Here is a 15,095-nt window from a genome sequence, read left to right on the forward strand (position 1 = left end):
CCAGGGCGGTTCACGGCTGTTCCTCGGCGAACGATTGGCTAGCCAGCTATCGAAAATGTAACTTTTGCGGCGTCCGCCCCATCCTACCCCTAGGCCCTGCGTTCGCAGGGGCTCGCTGTCTGATGGATCTGGAACGCCCATGCTCGAACTCGCTGCTGCCTTCATCTGCTTCACCTCGCTGCTCACCTACCTCAACTACCGCTTCGTCGGCCTGCCGCCCACCATCGGCGTCATGGTCATCGCGCTGATCTTCTCGGTCGGCCTGCAGAGTCTTTCCTGGCTCGGCTTTCCCGGCCTGGAACACCGCATCGGCGAATTGCTCGGGCAGATCGACTTCAACGACCTGCTGATGAACTGGATGCTTGGTTTCCTGCTGTTCGCCGGCGCCCTGCACGTCAATCTCAAGGACCTGCGCGACTACAAATGGGCCATCGGCGGCCTGGCGACCCTCGGGGTGATCATCTCGACGGTGCTGATCGGCTATCTCAGCCACTGGATCTTCGGCTGGCTGGGTTGGCACGTCGACATTCTCTACTGCCTGATCTTCGGCGCCCTGATTTCCCCGACCGATCCCATCGCCGTACTCGGCATCCTGCGCTCGGCCGGCGCGCCCAAGTCGCTGGAGACGACCATCGTCGGCGAGGCGCTGTTCAATGACGGCGTGGCCGTGGCGGTCTATTCGGTGCTGCTGGGGGTGATCCAGCTGGGCGAGGCGCCCACGGTCAACGCGGCGCTCTGGCTGTTTCTCGAGGAAGCCGGTGGCGGCATCCTGTTCGGCCTGCTGATCGGCTTCGTCTGCTACTGGCTGATGCTGAGCATCGAGCAGCATCAGATCGAGGTGATGCTGTCGCTGGCCCTGGTGATCGGCGGTTCGACGCTGGCCAGTCACCTGCACGTCTCGGGTCCCATCGCCATGGTGGTGGCCGGTCTGATCATCGGCAACCTGGGCCGCACCAAGGCGATGAACGACTTCACCCGGCGTTATCTGGACGGCTTCTGGGAGTTGATCGACGAGATCCTCAACGCCCTGCTGTTCGCCCTGATCGGCATGGAGCTGCTGGTACTGCCGTTCAGCTGGGCTCACCTGGGCGCGGCCCTGCTGGTGACCCTGGCGATCCTCTTCGCCCGCTGGATCAGCGTGGCACCGGTGGTGCTGCTCAGCCCGCACTGGCGCAACATGACCCGTGGCACGGCGCGCATCCTCACCTGGGGCGCCCTGCGCGGCGGGGTCTCCGTGGCCCTGGCGCTGAGTCTGCCAGCCGGTCCGGAACGGGATCTGATCCTCGCCCTGACCTATATCGTGGTGCTGGTTTCCATTCTCGGCCAGGGCCTCACCATCGGCCGGGTGGTCAAGAGCGTCACCGGTGGCGCCCCGGTCGTGCGCGACGAGCACCACTGATCCCCGGAAACGAGAAACCCCCGCCATGGCGGGGGTTTCTGGGCAACACCCGAGCGATCAGCGCGGCAGGTTGCGGCCGGAGAAGATCTCGCGCATCTCGTGCTTGAGGCGCTGGGTGATCTGCTGACGCTGTTCGGACGAGAGGCTGCGGGAGGCGTCGCCGAACAGATAGTTGTCCAGCTCGAATTCCTTGAGCAGCATCTTGGTGTGGAACAGGTTGTCCTGATACACGTTCACGTCGGTCATCTGGTAGGCCGCGCGGGTGTCCTCGGACAGGTAGTTCTGGATCGAGTTGATCTCGTGGTCGATGAAGTGCTTGCGCCCTTCGATGTCGCGGGTGAAGCCGCGCACCCGGTAGTCCACGGTGACGATGTCCGAGTCGAACTGGTGGATCAGGTAGTTCAGGGCCTTGAGCGGGGAGATCACGCCACAGGTGGAGACGTCGATGTCGACGCGGAAGGTGGCGATGCCGTCGTCCGGATGGATCTCCGGATAGGTGTGCACCGTGATGTGGCTCTTGTCCAGGTGGCCGAGAATGGTCTCGCGCAGCGGACCGGGCGACTCCTCGATCTGGCTCTCGGTCGGCTCGACCGGCTGTTCGGAGATCAGGATGGTCACGCTGGCGCCCTGGGGATCGTAATCCTGGCGGGCGATATTGAGGATGTTGGCCCCGATGATATCGACCACGTCGGTCAGGATCTGGGTCAGACGCTCGGCGTCGTATTCCTCGTCGATGTACTGGACATAGGCCTGCTGATCTTCCGACGTCTCGGCGTAGCAGATGTCGTAGATGTTGAAGCTCAAGGTCTTGGTCAGGTTGTTGAAACCATGAAGCCTGAGTTTGCTTTTCACGGTGGTAAAGCTCCCGTCGTGCGGTCTCTGACCGCGGTCCTGAGTGCCCGTCAGTTGCGGATTGCGCAAGCTGCGTAGGGCGGCGAACACCTCTTCGCGATGGCGATTGGCTGTACTTGTCGGGGGCTTGCCCCTTAAGAGCGGCGCATTATGCAGATCGGCAGCGGCTGGGGCCAGAGTCTGCCGGGCCCAGGTGATGAATTGATGTCGGCGGGAAGGGATGAAGCGGAGGGCGACGCCCGCACGGGCGTCGCCTGCAAGAGCATCAGGCGAGTTCGACGAGTTCGTAGCTGTGCGTGATCTCGACACCGGCCCGACCGAGCATGATGGACGCCGAGCAGTACTTTTCCGCCGACAGCTCGATGGCGCGCTTGACCTGGGCTTCCTTGAGCCCCCGGCCCTTGACCACGAACTTCAGGTGGATACGGGTGAACACCTTGGGCTCGGTGTCGGCGCGGTCGGCCTCGAGGAAGGCCTCGCAGCTTTCCACCGGTTGCCGCGCCTTGCGCAGGATGCTGACCACGTCGTAGCTGGCGCAGCCACCCAGGCCGATCAGCACGGTTTCCATCGGCCGCACGCCGAGGTTGCGACCGCCGCTTTCCGGCGGGCCGTCCATGACCACCACGTGGCCGCTGCCGGATTCACCGAGGAACATGGCCTCGCCTGCCCACTGGATGCGCGCTTTCATCGCTTTCGTCCTACTTATATATGCAAATGGTGATCAGCTTAACATGCTGGATGGCGTAAACTGGTGCGCAGTGAAGGGTTATTCAGCTCGCATTTAAGCTGCGCATGTTCTTATCCGGTCTTTGAATTGGAACCGGCGCAGCCTGTGCATGCACCGGTTCGGACATCGGTGCCCCCTACTCAGGTTAGCTTTCAACCTTAGGAATCAGCATGGCCGCTATCATCCCACCCGCGAAGTTACAGCACATCGACAAGCTGCTAGCGCACTGCTCGCGTCGCCGCTACACGGCAAAAACCACCATCATCTACGCTGGCGACAACAGCGAAAGCCTGTTCTTCATCCTCAAGGGTTCGGTGACCATCCTCATCGAAGACGATGAAGGCCGCGAAATGATCATCGCCTATCTCAATGCCGGGGACTTCTTCGGCGAGATGGGGCTGTTCTCCAAGGAAGGCAGCGAGCCCGAGCGCAGCGCCTGGGTGCGTGCCCGTACCGAGTGCGAAGTCGCCGAAATCAGCTATGGCCAGTTCCGCGAACTGAGCCAGCACGATCCGGACATGCTGTTCTCCCTCGGTCGCCAGATGGCCGAGCGCCTGCGCCAGACCACCCGCAAGGTCGGCGACCTGGCCTTCCTCGACGTCACCGGTCGCGTGGCCCGCACCCTGCTCGACCTGTGCAAGCAGCCCGACGCCATGACCCACCCGGATGGCATGCAGATCAAGATCACCCGCCAGGAGATCGGCCGCATCGTCGGTTGCTCCCGCGAGATGGTCGGTCGCGTGCTGAAGTCCCTCGAAGAACAGGGTCTGGTCCACGTCAAGGGCAAGACCATGGTGGTGTTCGGCACCCGCTGAACCCGCCTGGCGCGCCCCTGCCAGCAGGCGGGGGCCGTTCCCCCCGCCCGTCCGGGCTTCAGCTCTCGACCCGTGGCTGGACCTTAGCGACCCGCACCGTGGCCTTCTCGTCGACGGTCTTCTCGTCATTACCCTTGGCCTTGGGTTCGCCCACGACGAAGTGGAATTCTTCGCCGTGCTTGACCGCGCCATAGAGCACCGCCTTCTCGATCAGCTCGGTACCGCGCAGATGCCGCAGCATCAGCGGATCGCAACGCAAATCGCGATAGAGCGCCAGGCACAGCAGCGCCATCACCACCACGAAGGGCAGCGCGACCACGATAGTCAGATTCTGCAGCCCGTTGAGCGCTGCACCCGGGTTGCCCGGGTCACCGATGGCCAGCATGATCGCCGCAACCGCGCCGGTGAGGGCGCCCCAGAAGATCACCGTGCGCCGCGAAGGCTCGGTGGTGCCGCGCTCGGACAGGGTGCCCATCACCAGGGACGCGGCGTCGGCGCCGGACACGAAGAAGATCGCCACCAGCACCATCACCAGCACCGAGGTCACCGAGACCCAGGGATAGCTGGCCAGCAGGTCGTAGAGGGCGAAGTTGCTGTTCACCGCGCCGTCGACCAGGGTGAAGGCGCCCAGGCGCATGGCGTCGATGGCCGCGCCGCCGAAGATGACGAACCAGACCACGCTGACCAGACTCGGCACCAGCAGCACGCCGGTGACGAACTGGCGGATGGTGCGACCGCGACTGATGCGGGCGATGAACATGCCGACGAAGGGCGTCCAGGAAATCCACCAGGCCCAGTAGAACACCGTCCAGCTGGACAGCCAGTTGCCCATGGCCTCGCCACCGCTGGCGCTGGTGCGCGCCATCATCTCCGGCAGGAGGTCGATGTAGTCGCCGATGGCGGTGGGCAGCAGATTGAGCATCAGCAGGGTCGGACCGGCGACGAAGACGAACAGCGCCAGCGCCACCGCCAGCACCATGTTGGTGTTGGACAGCCACTGGATGCCCTTCTCGACCCCGGACACCGCGGAGATGACAAAGGCCACCGTCAGCACCGTGATGATGCTGATGTAGAGCATCTTCCCGGGTTGCTCGATCCAGCCGTTGTGTTCGAGTCCGCCGGCGATCTGCAGGGCGCCCAGACCGAGGGAGGCCGCCGAGCCGAACAGGGTGGCGAAGATCGCCATCATGTCGATGACGCGACCGACGGGGCCATTGGCGTGTTCGCCGATCAGGGGGCGAAAGGCCACCGAGATCAGTTGGCTGCGACCGCGCCGATAGGTGCCATAGGCGATGGCCAGCCCGACCACGGCATAGATGGCCCAGGGATGCAGCGTCCAGTGGAACAGCGTGGTCGCCATGGCCACCTGCAGGGCGGCGCTGCTCTGCCCCGCGGCACCACCGGGCGGCGGATTGAGATAGTGCGACAGCGGCTCGGCGACGCCAAAGAACATCAGGCCGATACCCATGCCGGCGCTGAACATCATCGCCACCCAGGAGAGGGTGCGGAATTCCGGCTGCTCGTCGTCGCGCCCCAGGGGGATCCGCCCATAGCGACTGGCGGCCAGCCAGATGACGAAGACCACGAAGCCGGTGGAGGTGAGCACGAACAGCCAGCCGAAGTGGGTGATCACCCAGCCCTGGGCGGTCGAGGCGCTGCTGGCCAGGCTGGCCTGGCTGACGAAGCCCCAGATCACGAAGGCCAGCGCGGCGATGCTGGTGACGCCGAAGACTACCCAGTCGGTGGTGCCGGCGAGTCGCCGATCCCGGCGCGACTCCTCGGTCCGGGAGGGATCGGTGACGCTGATATCAAGTGTTTCGCTTTTTTCTTCCGTTGCCATGGTGCTTGCCCTGGTTATGGATGGCCTGGTGCGGCGGAGCACGGTCTTGTCCTGCGACAGCCAGCCGTCTCCGCGCCTCGCCACGGTTCAGCGAGTCGGAGGCCATTAACCGGGTTTATTCCCATGGAAACAAAGCCCTGCGTCGGCAGCGGGCACACGGAGGTCGTTCCCGCCGCCCGGGGTGGGCGCGAGTCGACGTGGATCACCCTGCGGAAAGAAAAAAGCCCCGGGGTTATCCCCGGGGCCTTGCGCGCACGACCGACGCCTCAGGCGTCTCTGAGCGGGAAGCGGCGATCCGGGAAGAACAGACGCTGCAGCTCCTGACCCGGTTCGTCGGCGCGCATGAAGGCTTCGCCGACCAGGAAGGCGCGCACCTCGTTGATCTCCATCAGCTCCACGTCGGCACGATTGAGGATGCCGCTCTCGGTGATCACCAGGCGATCCTGGGGGATACGCGGCAAGAGATCGAGAGTGGTTTCCAGGCTGACCTCGAAGGTGTGCAGGTTGCGGTTGTTGACCCCCACCAGCGGGGTATCCAGCACCGTCAGGGCGCGCTCCAGCTCCGCACCATCATGCACCTCGACCAGCACGTCCAGGCCGACGTCCCTGGCCGTGGCGGCCAGTTCGCCCATCAGGCCGTCGTCCAGCGCGGCGACGATCAGCAGGATGCAGTCGGCACCGATGGCCCGGGCTTCCACCACCTGGATGGGGTCGATGAGGAAGTCCTTGCGGATCACCGGCAGCTGGCAGGCGGCGCGCGCCTGCTGCAGATAGGTGTTGCCACCCTGGAAGAAGTCCACGTCGGTCAGCACGCTCAGGCAGGTGGCCCCGCCCAGGGCGTAACTGTGGGCGATCTCGGCCGGCACGAAGTGTTCACGGATCACGCCCTTGCTCGGCGAGGCCTTCTTCACCTCGGCGATGATTGCTGCCTCCTTGCGCGCCACCTGGGCCTGCAGGGCGCGGGCGAAGCCGCGCGGGGCGTCGGCGGCACGGGCTTGGGCCTCGAGTTCGGCCAGGCTGGTCCGGGCCTTGAGCTGGGCGATCTCCTCGGCCTTGCGGGCCAGGATCTTCTGCAACACGGTTGGCACACTCACGGGCGACCCTCCTCGCGATAGACGGATGTGAAATGGGCGAGCTCGTCCAGCTTTTCCCGGGCCAGGCCGCTGTAGAGCGCATCGTGGGCCAAGAGTACCCCTTCATGCAGGCTGTGGGCGAGATCCGCGGCGTAGAGCGCCGCGCCGGCGTTGAGCACGATCATGTCAGCGGCCTTTTGCCCGGCCTCGGTCTTGCGTCGGCCGAGGGCGTCGCGGATCAGCGCCAGGGAGGCCTCGGGGCCGTCCACGGTGAGGCCGACCAGGGTCTGGCTCTTGATACCCAGATCCTCCGGCAGCACTTGGTATTCGCTGATGCTGCCGTCCTTGAGTTCGGCGACCTGGGTCGCCGCGGCCAGGCTGAATTCGTCCAGGCCGTCGCGGGAGTGCACCACCAGCACGTGGTGGCTGCCCAGGCGCTGCAGCACCTCGGCCAACGGCCGGCACAGCGCGGCACTGAACACCCCGACCACCTGGTGCCGGACACCGGCCGGATTGGTCAGGGGACCGAGCATGTTGAACAGGGTGCGCAGCCCCAGCGAGCGGCGCGGCCCGGCGGCGTGACGCATGGCGCTGTGGTGCGACTGGGCGAACATGAAGCCGACGCCCACCTGCTCGACGCAGCGGGCGATCTGCGCCGGAGTCAGCTCCAGGTAGATACCGGCGGCCTCCAGCAGATCGGCACTACCGCTCTTGCCGGACACCGCGCGATTGCCGTGCTTGGCGACCTTGCCGCCCGCCGCCGCGACCACGAACACCGAGGCCGAGGAAACGTTGAAGATATTGGCGCCATCGCCGCCGGTACCGACCACGTCGACCACGTGATCGAGGGTCGGCAGCACCACCGGGGTGGCCAGCTCGCGCATCACGCTGACCGCGCCGCAGATCTCGTCGATGGTCTCGCTCTTGATGCGCATGCCCATGAGGAAGGCACCGATCTGCGCCTCGTCGGCGCCACCGGTCATAATCTGGCGCATCACCGCCTGCATCTCGGCCACATTGAGGTCGAGTTGCCCGCTGATGCGATTCAGGGCCTGCTTGATGTCCATCTAGCGACGCCCTCCCTGCTGCTGGAGAAAGTTGGCCAGCAGGTCATGGCCATGTTCGGTGAGGATGGATTCGGGATGGAACTGCACCCCCTCGATCATGAATTCGCGGTGCCGCAGGCCCATGATCTCGTCCATGCTGCCGTCCGGATGCTGAGTCCAGGCGGTGATCTCCAGGCACTCGGGCAGGGTCTCGCGCTTAACCACCAGCGAGTGATAGCGGGTCACGGTGACGGGATTGGGCAGGCCGGCGAAGACGCCCTGGCCGTTGTGGTAGACCGGGCTGGTCTTGCCGTGCATCGGCTCGCGGGCCCGGACCACCTCGCCGCCAAAGGCCTGGCCCAGGCTCTGGTGCCCCAGGCAGACGCCCAGCACCGGCAGCTTGCCGGCGAAGCGCTCCAGGGTGGCCAGGGAGATGCCCGCCTCGTTGGGCGTGCAGGGACCGGGAGAGACGACGATGCGCTCCGGCGCCAGGTCTTCGAGCGCCTCGACCGGCAGCTCGTCGTTGCGCACCACCTTGACCTCGGCCCCCAGCTCGCCCAGGTACTGCACCAGGTTGTAGGTGAAGGAATCGTAGTTATCGAGCATCAGCAGCATGGTGGATTCCTCAGACGGACTGTTCGGCAAGGGTGACGGCGCGGAACATGGCGCGACGCTTGTTGAGGGTCTCCTCCCACTCCAGCGCCGGTACCGAGTCGGCGACGATCCCTGCCCCGGCCTGCACGTGCAGTTCGCCGTCCTTGATCACCGCGGTGCGGATGGCGATGGCGGTGTCCATGTTGCCGTTCCAGGCGAGGTAGCCCACGGCGCCGCCGTAGATGCCCCGCTTGACCGGCTCCAGTTCGTCGATGATCTCCATGGCGCGGATCTTCGGCGCCCCGGACAGGGTCCCGGCCGGCAGGATGGCGCGCAGGGCGTCCATGGCGGAGAGCTCGGGCTTGAGCCGACCGGTGACGTTGCTGACGATGTGCATCACGTTGGAATAGCGCTCGATGACCATCTTCTCGGTCAGGGTCACGCTGCCGGTGGTGGAGACCCGGCCCACGTCGTTGCGGCCCAAGTCGATCAGCATCAGGTGCTCGGCCAGCTCCTTGGCATCGGCCAGCAGATCGCGCTCCAAGGCCAGATCGGCTTCTTCGGTGGCGCCGCGCGGACGGGTCCCGGCGATGGGGCGCACGGTGATCTCGCCGTCCTCCACCCGCACCAGAACCTCGGGCGAACTGCCCACCACATGGAAGTCGCCGAAGTTGAAGAAATACATGTAGGGCGTGGGGTTGAAGCAGCGCAGTGCCCGATAGAGATCGATGGGCGCCGCCTGGAAGGCGATGGACATGCGCTGCGAGGGCACCACCTGCATGCAGTCGCCGGCCAGGATGTAGTCCTTGATACGCTGCACCGCGCCTTCGAAATCCTCGCGACTGAAGCTGGAACGAAAGCTCGGCTCCGGACCGGCCGGGGCGGCGAGATCCAGGCCGCGGCGCGGCACGATGGGCTGGCGCAGGCGGTCGAGGATGTCGGCCAAGCGCGCCTGGGCGGCGTCGAAGGCGTCGGCCTCGTCCGGATCGGCCAGTACGATCGCGTGGATCTTGCCCGCCAGGTTGTCGAACACCACCACGGCATCGGACACCATCAGCAGGATGTCGGGCGTACCCAGCGGATCGGGATTGGGGCAGGCCGCCAGGCGCCGCTCCACGTAGCGCACGCTGTCGTAGCCGAAGTAGCCCACCAGGCCACCGTTGAAGCGTGGCAGGCCATCCAGCGTCGGCACGCGATAGCGCGCCTTGAAGGCTTCGACGAAGGCCAGGGGATCGTCGCAGTGCTCGATCACCTCGACCTCGCGACCGGCATCGCTGACCACCACGCGATGACCATGAACGCGCAGGACACGGCTGCACGGCAGACCGATGATGGAGTAACGCCCCCATTTCTCGCCGCCCTGCACCGATTCCAAGAGATAGGAATTGGGGCCGTCGGCCAGCTTCAGGTAGATGGACAGGGGGGTATCGAAGTCGGCCAGGGTCTCGAAGGCCAGGGGAATGCGGTTATAGCCTTGAGCGGCCAGGCGCAGGAAATCGTCGCGGGTCATGATCAGCCTCGTGGCGAGGAAAACGAAAGGTCGGGTGCACAGCGCGCCGGTCAGATACCGGCCAGGACGAAATCAGGCGCGCCAGCGCCAACGGGCCAGGGCCTTGATGACTTTCATCCATGCTCGCGAGGAGCCTGTGCGGGTGACCACCACGATGCGATCTCTTGCTCTTGAGGCGGGGGTTGAAGGGTCACGTTAGCCTAGCCGGCGCGGCATGGCAACCGGCCGGCCACCTCGGTGTGCTAGATGAACAGCTCGCGCAGATCGTCGACGACCAGATCCGGCTGCTCGTTGGCGATGGGCTCGCCATGGTTGTAGCCATAGCTCAGGGCCACGCAGCGCACCCCGGCGGCGCGGGCGGCGCGGATGTCGTTGCGCGAATCGCCGATGAACAGCGCGCGCTTGGCGGGCACATTGGCCTGCGCCAGCACATGGAGCAATCCGGCAGGATCGGGCTTCTGCTGCGGCAGGGTATCCCCGCCGACGATCCAGTCGAAATCGCCCAGGCCCATGTCGGCCAAGAGCGGCGCGACGAAGCGCTCCGGCTTGTTGGTGATCACCGCCAGCCGCACGCCCAGGGTGCGCAGCAACGCCAGGCTGTCCAGCACCCCCGGATAGACGCGGGTCAGGGCGTGGCTGCCGCCATAGAGCTCCATGAACAGCGCCAGCGCCTGGTCGGCGGCGGCCTCGTCCACGGCGTCGTGCTGCATGTCATCGGCCAGCGCGCGGCGCACCAGCACCCGGGCGCCGTTGCCGATCCACAGCCGCACCTTGTCCAGCCCCGCCGGCGCGCGGTCCAGGCGTTCGAGCATGGCGTCCACTGCCACGGCGAGATCGGGCGCGGAATCCAGCAGCGTGCCGTCGAGGTCGAACATCACCAGGGCGGGCGGATGCCCGCCGCCGAGCCGTACCAGGGCGCTCATACCGAGCGGGCCTTGGCCAGCTCGGCGCGCATCGCCTGGATCACCGCGGCGTAGTCCGCCTGGCCGAAGATGGCCGAGCCGGCGACGAAGGTGTCGGCACCCGCGCGGGCGATCTCGCCAATGTTCTTGACGTTGACCCCGCCATCGATCTCCAGCCGGATCGGCCGGCCGGAGGCATCGATCAGGGCGCGCGCCTCGCGCAACTTGTCCAGGGTGCCGGGAATGAATTTCTGGCCGCCGAAGCCGGGGTTGACGCTCATCAGCAGCACCATGTCGACCTTGTCCATCACGTACTTGAGCACGTCCAGCGAGGTGGCCGGATTGAACACCAGGCCGGCCCGGCAGCCGCCATCCTTGATCAGCTGCAGCGAGCGATCGATGTGCTCGGAAGCCTCGGGGTGGAAGGTGATGTCGGTGGCGCCGGCTTCGATGAAGTCGCCGATGATGCGATCCACCGGCTTGACCATCAGGTGCACGTCGATGGGCGCGGTCACCCCGTAGTTGCGCAGCGCCTTGCAGACCATGGGACCGATGGTGAGGTTGGGCACATAGTGGTTGTCCATCACGTCGAAATGGACCATGTCGGCACCGGCGGCGAGGACCTTGTCGACTTCCTCGCCCAGGCGGGCGAAATCGGCGGACAGGATCGAAGGGGCGATGGCGAAGGGTTGCATGGGATAGCCTCGGCGAAGGTTGAGGAGCGGCATTGTAACGGAGATCCGTCTGCGGCTCGGGCGTTCCCGCTGCCCCGACGGGGCGAACGGCGGTAGGCTCGCCAGGGTCAACCGTGCCCCTGTCGAGGATTCCCGTCGATGTCGTCGCCCGCCCTGCTGCCGCTCTGCCTCCTCCTGCTCGGCCTCGCCGCCCCGGTGCGTGCCGAAGAAGCGCCCACCCCGGCGCCGGAACCGCCTGCGGCTCCCGCCGCCCTGGCGCCAGCGTTGACGCGCAGTCAGGAGCAGCAGCAGGCGCTGATGCGGCAGTTGCCCGCCGAGCAGCAGAAGACCCTGCAGGCCGGCGACGAGTCCTTTCTTGCCCTGCTGGTGCCCGCCGCCCGGGCCAAGGCCAGCGGGACGGTGGTGCTGGTGCCGGGCGACGGCGAATCGGCCGACTGGCCCAATGTCGTGGCGCCCGTGCGCCAGCAGTTGCCCACCTTTGGCTGGCAGACCATCAGTCTGAGCCTGCCCGACCCCTATGACCCGGTGGTGGCGATCGAACGCGATACCGCCCCGGCGGACACCGACGCCCAGGCCAACAGCGAGCAGACGGCACCGCCGGTAACCGGTGGCAGCGGCACGGCGCCCGCCGCCCCGACCCAGGCCGAAGCCGGCAGCGGCGAACCGGCCCAGGCGGCGGTCGCGCCGGTCGATCCCGAAGCCGCGGCCAATGCCCAGGCCACCCAGGTGCTGGCCCGCATCGCCGCTGGCATCGACCTGGCACTGCAACAGGGCGCCAACCCCATCGTACTGGTTGGCCACGGCACCGGCGCCTATTGGGCCGCGCGCTATCTGGCGGAAAAGGAACCGGCCGAGGTCAGGCAACTGGTGCTCATCGACGGTCGCGAGCCCCAGGGGCTGCCGCCGCGGCTGGACGCCACCATGGGCAAGACCGATCTGCAGATCGCCGACCTGGTCCATGCACCCGGACCGGCCGCCCAACGGCGCAAGGAGCGCGCGGCGCAAAAGGCCAACAAGAGCTATCGGCAGATCGACCTGCCGGTGATTCCCGGCGACCGCGCCGCGGAGCAGGAGCAGACCGTCCGCCGGCTGCGCGCCTGGCTGGATCGCCTGCCACCGGCCGCTAGCGGAAGCCCCGCCGCCTCTTGATCACCTGGTAGGCGGCATGCAGCTCGGCGGTACGCTGGGCAGCGGCATAGACCGCCGACTGGCCTGCCCCGGCACCGGCCTTCTTGTCGGGGTGGTGGCGGGAGAGCAGCCGCCGATAGGCCTGCTTGACCGTGGCGGCGTCGGCGTCATCGGTAACGCCGAGCAATTGCAGCGCCTTGCGATACTTCTCCTCGCCGCTAGGCTGGCGCGGCGCCGCCTGCACCGGCGGCTGCAGGGCCAGCACCTGGGCTTCGGCCAGGCCCATCGCCTGCCCCCAGCCGAGGATCTCGTCGCGATCCCCGGGGCGCACGCTGCCGCTGATCCAGACCATTCGCCAGCAGGCGCGCAGGATGCTCTCGCTGCGCTCGCTGAGACGCTGCAGGTCGGTCGTCGACGGCAGGGTGCCGCCCTTGCCCTGCTCGAAGGCGGCGATGGCTTTCTTGCGGTCGTCGGCGCCCAGCCCCAGGCGCTCGATCTCACCTTCGGCCTGGCGGATGTGGGCCGTCAGCACCCGGCCGCCGCGCTTGGCCAGGCGACCGAGCATCTGGAATTGCGCCTGATGTTCGAAGCGCCCGGGGCGCCCCTGCCAGCGTGCCTTCCAGCCCGCGAGGGAAGTCAGCCCCAGCTGGCGCTCACCGGCATGGGCGAGCAGCGCCACCAGCAGCGCGCCGGGAATGCTGGCCACGGCCCAGCCGGCCAAAAAGCCCAGCACCGTCAGCGGCCAGAACCAGACTTTCAAGAAGCCGTCCCGAACAGCCGCTCCGCTTCCGCCAGGCGCTCCAGGGTGCCTACGTCCACCCAGCGACCGTCCAGCCGCTGGCCCGAGACCTGTCCGGCGGCAATGGCGGGGCGCAACACGTCCACCAGCTTGAAGGCCCCGGCGGTGCGCTCGGCGAACAGCTGCGGATGCAGCACGGCGATGCCGCTGTAGGTGAGCTTTTCCGGGGCATCCAGGGTGATCCGCCCGTCCACCAGACCGAAGTCGCCGCCCGGGTGATGCAGCGGATTGTCGACCAGCACCAGGTGTGCCAGGCAACCGGCTGGCAGGGCCAGGGTGCCGAAGGCGAAATCGGTGCGGATATCGCCGTTGACCAGTACGAAGGGCGCACTGCCCAGCAGCGGCAACGCGCGAAAGATCCCGCCCCCGGTCTCCAGCGGCTCACCTTCGGCAGAGAAGCGGATGGTGACCCCTAATTGGCTGCCATCGCCCAGGGCGGCTTCCAGCTGGGCGCCCAGCCAGGCGTGATTGATCACCAGCTCGGTAATGCCTGCCGCCGCCAGCGCCCGGATGTGATGCTCGATCAGCGGCCGGCCGTTCACCTCGATCAGCGGCTTGGGCAGGCTCAGCGTCAGCGGTCGCATCCGCTCGCCCTTGCCCGCTGCCAGGATCATGGCCTTCATGCGTCGGCTCGCTCAGCGTGCAGCTCGTCCAGCAGCGCGCCCAAGTCAGCCAGCTCCGATCGCCGCGCCACCACGGTGCGGATGTAGGCAAGGAAGCGCGGGGTGTCGGCGACGTAGCGCGGCTTGCCATCGCGATGCCAGATGCGGGCGAAGATGCCCATCACCTTGAGGTGGCGCTGCACGCCCATCAGATCCGAGGCGCGCTGGAAATCGGCGAAGTCGGCCTGCACCGGGATGCCGGCGGCCCGTGCCTGCTCCCAGTAGCCCAGCAGCCAGCGCTGCACCAGCGGCTCGGGCCAGCTGAGGAAGGCATCCTTGAACAGGCTGGTGATGTCATAGGTCACCGGTCCGATGACCGCATCCTGGAAGTCCAGCACGCCCGGATTGGGCGTGCTGAGCATCAGGTTGCGCGGCATGAAGTCCCGGTGCACCAGCACCTGGGGTTGCGCCAGGGCGCTGTCGATCAGCCGGTCGCAGACGGCCTGCCAGCGTTCGAGCTGACTGGCGCTGAAGGTCGTGTCCAGTTCGCGACCCACGTACCACTCCGGAAACAGGCTCAGCTCGCGGGCGAGCAGAGCCCTGTCGTAGAGCGGCAGGCTGCCGTTCGTCGGTTGCTTGTCCTGGAAAGCCAGCAAGGCCTCGATGGCCGCCTGGAAATAATCGCCGGCATTGGCCGCATTGATCACCTCCAGGTAGGTCAGGGTGCCGAGATCGCTCAGCAGCAGGAATCCCCGCTCCAGATCCTGGGCCAGGATGCGCGGGACATGGACCCCGGCTTCAGCCAGCAGCGCGGCCACCCGGACGAACGGACGGCAGTCCTCCTGCGGCGGCGGCGCATCCATCACGATCAGGCTGCGGCCCTCGCCCGCCCAGCGGAAATAACGGCGAAAGCTGGCATCGCTGCTGGCCGCGGTCAGGCTACCCTTGGGCACCTCGCCCCAGGCCTGCTCCCGGAAAATTTCCGGTAAAACGGTGGTCAGCCAGTCTTCTATCTGGTTTAAGCGAACATCTTCAGTCATTTACAGCGGATCCCTCGGCCCTAGCCGATGCGCAGGTCATGTTTTATTATCCGCTATCTTTTTGAGCCCATCG

Annotated in this window: 15 protein-coding genes; 3 read left to right on the forward strand and 12 right to left on the reverse strand. The window is 66.5% G+C overall.

The genetic code is table 11. From position 1 onward, the window contains the following. Positions 1-139 precede the first annotated feature (139 nt). Positions 140-1,399: a cation:proton antiporter gene (locus tag PVZ77_RS00175; protein WP_273805783.1), complete on the forward strand. Its 1,260-nt coding sequence runs from the start codon at positions 140-142 to the stop codon at positions 1,397-1,399. 57 nt (positions 1,400-1,456) lie between these two features. Here PVZ77_RS00175 and speD read toward each other — a convergent pair whose 3' ends face one another. Both speD and PVZ77_RS00185 read right to left on the reverse strand, forming a co-directional pair. Continuing rightward, positions 1,457-2,251: an adenosylmethionine decarboxylase gene (gene speD, locus PVZ77_RS00180; protein WP_007159721.1), complete on the reverse strand. Its 795-nt coding sequence runs from the start codon at positions 2,249-2,251 to the stop codon at positions 1,457-1,459. A gap of 265 nt (positions 2,252-2,516) precedes the next feature. Next, positions 2,517-2,939 carry an OsmC family protein gene (locus PVZ77_RS00185; protein WP_158891526.1) on the reverse strand — a complete coding sequence of 141 codons (423 nt, stop codon included), beginning with the start codon at positions 2,937-2,939 and terminating at the stop codon, positions 2,517-2,519. A gap of 209 nt (positions 2,940-3,148) precedes the next feature. Here PVZ77_RS00185 and crp point away from each other — a divergent pair, with 209 nt between their 5' ends. Then, a complete protein-coding gene (gene crp, locus PVZ77_RS00190; RefSeq protein WP_017640369.1) occupies positions 3,149-3,793 on the forward strand; it encodes a cAMP-activated global transcriptional regulator CRP in 645 nt (214 codons plus the stop codon). A gap of 58 nt (positions 3,794-3,851) precedes the next feature. Here crp and PVZ77_RS00195 read toward each other — a convergent pair whose 3' ends face one another. The 7 genes from PVZ77_RS00195 to rpe all read right to left on the reverse strand — a co-directional run bounded on the left by PVZ77_RS00195 (position 3,852) and on the right by rpe (position 11,453). Beyond that, positions 3,852-5,633, reverse strand: coding sequence for a BCCT family transporter (locus PVZ77_RS00195; protein ID WP_273805782.1), 1,782 nt, complete (start codon positions 5,631-5,633; stop codon positions 3,852-3,854). 266 nt (positions 5,634-5,899) lie between these two features. Next, a complete protein-coding gene (trpC, locus tag PVZ77_RS00200; protein ID WP_273805781.1) occupies positions 5,900-6,727 on the reverse strand; it encodes an indole-3-glycerol phosphate synthase TrpC in 828 nt (275 codons plus the stop codon). After that, a complete protein-coding gene (gene trpD / locus PVZ77_RS00205; RefSeq protein WP_145154087.1) occupies positions 6,724-7,773 on the reverse strand; it encodes an anthranilate phosphoribosyltransferase in 1,050 nt (349 codons plus the stop codon). Before trpD ends, trpC begins: the two co-directional genes overlap by 4 nt. Beyond that, positions 7,774-8,367: an anthranilate synthase component II gene (locus tag PVZ77_RS00210; RefSeq protein ID WP_273805780.1), complete on the reverse strand. Its 594-nt coding sequence runs from the start codon at positions 8,365-8,367 to the stop codon at positions 7,774-7,776. It lies immediately after the preceding gene. 10 nt (positions 8,368-8,377) lie between these two features. Beyond that, positions 8,378-9,856 (reverse strand): anthranilate synthase component I, encoded by a 1,479-nt coding sequence (gene trpE / locus PVZ77_RS00215; RefSeq protein ID WP_273805779.1) that lies wholly within the window; start codon positions 9,854-9,856, stop codon positions 8,378-8,380. A 242-nt stretch (positions 9,857-10,098) separates the two neighbouring features. Then, positions 10,099-10,779 carry a phosphoglycolate phosphatase gene (locus tag PVZ77_RS00220; RefSeq protein ID WP_310045588.1) on the reverse strand — a complete coding sequence of 227 codons (681 nt, stop codon included), beginning with the start codon at positions 10,777-10,779 and terminating at the stop codon, positions 10,099-10,101. Beyond that, on the reverse strand, positions 10,776-11,453 hold the full coding sequence (gene rpe / locus PVZ77_RS00225) for a ribulose-phosphate 3-epimerase (RefSeq protein WP_273805778.1): 678 nt from the start codon (positions 11,451-11,453) through the stop codon (positions 10,776-10,778). The genes PVZ77_RS00220 and rpe overlap by 4 nt, the downstream gene beginning before the upstream one ends. 138 nt (positions 11,454-11,591) lie before the next feature. On the opposite strand from rpe, the gene PVZ77_RS00230 reads away from it, so the two are divergent. Beyond that, on the forward strand, positions 11,592-12,602 hold the full coding sequence (locus PVZ77_RS00230) for a DUF3530 family protein (protein ID WP_273805777.1): 1,011 nt from the start codon (positions 11,592-11,594) through the stop codon (positions 12,600-12,602). Here the strand turns inward: PVZ77_RS00230 and PVZ77_RS00235 are convergent. Genes PVZ77_RS00235 through PVZ77_RS00245 form a run of 3 tightly spaced genes read right to left on the reverse strand, consistent with a single transcriptional unit; the run spans position 12,577 to position 15,022 of the window. Then, positions 12,577-13,341 carry a DnaJ domain-containing protein gene (locus PVZ77_RS00235; RefSeq protein ID WP_273805776.1) on the reverse strand — a complete coding sequence of 255 codons (765 nt, stop codon included), beginning with the start codon at positions 13,339-13,341 and terminating at the stop codon, positions 12,577-12,579. The genes PVZ77_RS00230 and PVZ77_RS00235 overlap by 26 nt on opposite strands. Continuing rightward, entirely contained in the window at positions 13,338-14,003 is a 666-nt protein-coding gene (murU, locus tag PVZ77_RS00240; protein ID WP_273805775.1) for an N-acetylmuramate alpha-1-phosphate uridylyltransferase MurU, read from the reverse strand. The genes PVZ77_RS00235 and murU overlap by 4 nt, the downstream gene beginning before the upstream one ends. Further along, a complete protein-coding gene (locus PVZ77_RS00245; protein WP_273805774.1) occupies positions 14,000-15,022 on the reverse strand; it encodes an aminoglycoside phosphotransferase family protein in 1,023 nt (340 codons plus the stop codon). The genes murU and PVZ77_RS00245 overlap by 4 nt, the downstream gene beginning before the upstream one ends. Between the last annotated feature and the right edge of the window lie 73 nt (positions 15,023-15,095).

It is taken from the genome of Pseudomonas sp. SHLD1, from assembly GCF_028640935.1.
Lineage (GTDB): Bacteria > Pseudomonadota > Gammaproteobacteria > Pseudomonadales > Pseudomonadaceae > Chryseomonas > Chryseomonas aestiva.

Coding starts and splice junctions, on each gene's coding strand:
- PVZ77_RS00175 (WP_273805783.1), top strand. CDS start 140: ATGCTCGAACTCGCTGCTGCCTTCATCTGCTTCACCTCGCTGCTCACC.
- PVZ77_RS00185 (WP_158891526.1), bottom strand. CDS start 2,939: ATGAAAGCGCGCATCCAGTGGGCAGGCGAGGCCATGTTCCTCGGTGAA.
- crp (WP_017640369.1), top strand. CDS start 3,149: ATGGCCGCTATCATCCCACCCGCGAAGTTACAGCACATCGACAAGCTG.
- PVZ77_RS00195 (WP_273805782.1), bottom strand. CDS start 5,633: ATGGCAACGGAAGAAAAAAGCGAAACACTTGATATCAGCGTCACCGAT.
- trpD (WP_145154087.1), bottom strand. CDS start 7,773: ATGGACATCAAGCAGGCCCTGAATCGCATCAGCGGGCAACTCGACCTC.
- PVZ77_RS00210 (WP_273805780.1), bottom strand. CDS start 8,367: ATGCTGCTGATGCTCGATAACTACGATTCCTTCACCTACAACCTGGTG.
- trpE (WP_273805779.1), bottom strand. CDS start 9,856: ATGACCCGCGACGATTTCCTGCGCCTGGCCGCTCAAGGCTATAACCGC.
- PVZ77_RS00220 (WP_310045588.1), bottom strand. CDS start 10,779: ATGAGCGCCCTGGTACGGCTCGGCGGCGGGCATCCGCCCGCCCTGGTG.
- rpe (WP_273805778.1), bottom strand. CDS start 11,453: ATGCAACCCTTCGCCATCGCCCCTTCGATCCTGTCCGCCGATTTCGCC.
- PVZ77_RS00230 (WP_273805777.1), top strand. CDS start 11,592: ATGTCGTCGCCCGCCCTGCTGCCGCTCTGCCTCCTCCTGCTCGGCCTC.
- murU (WP_273805775.1), bottom strand. CDS start 14,003: ATGAAGGCCATGATCCTGGCAGCGGGCAAGGGCGAGCGGATGCGACCG.
- PVZ77_RS00245 (WP_273805774.1), bottom strand. CDS start 15,022: ATGACTGAAGATGTTCGCTTAAACCAGATAGAAGACTGGCTGACCACC.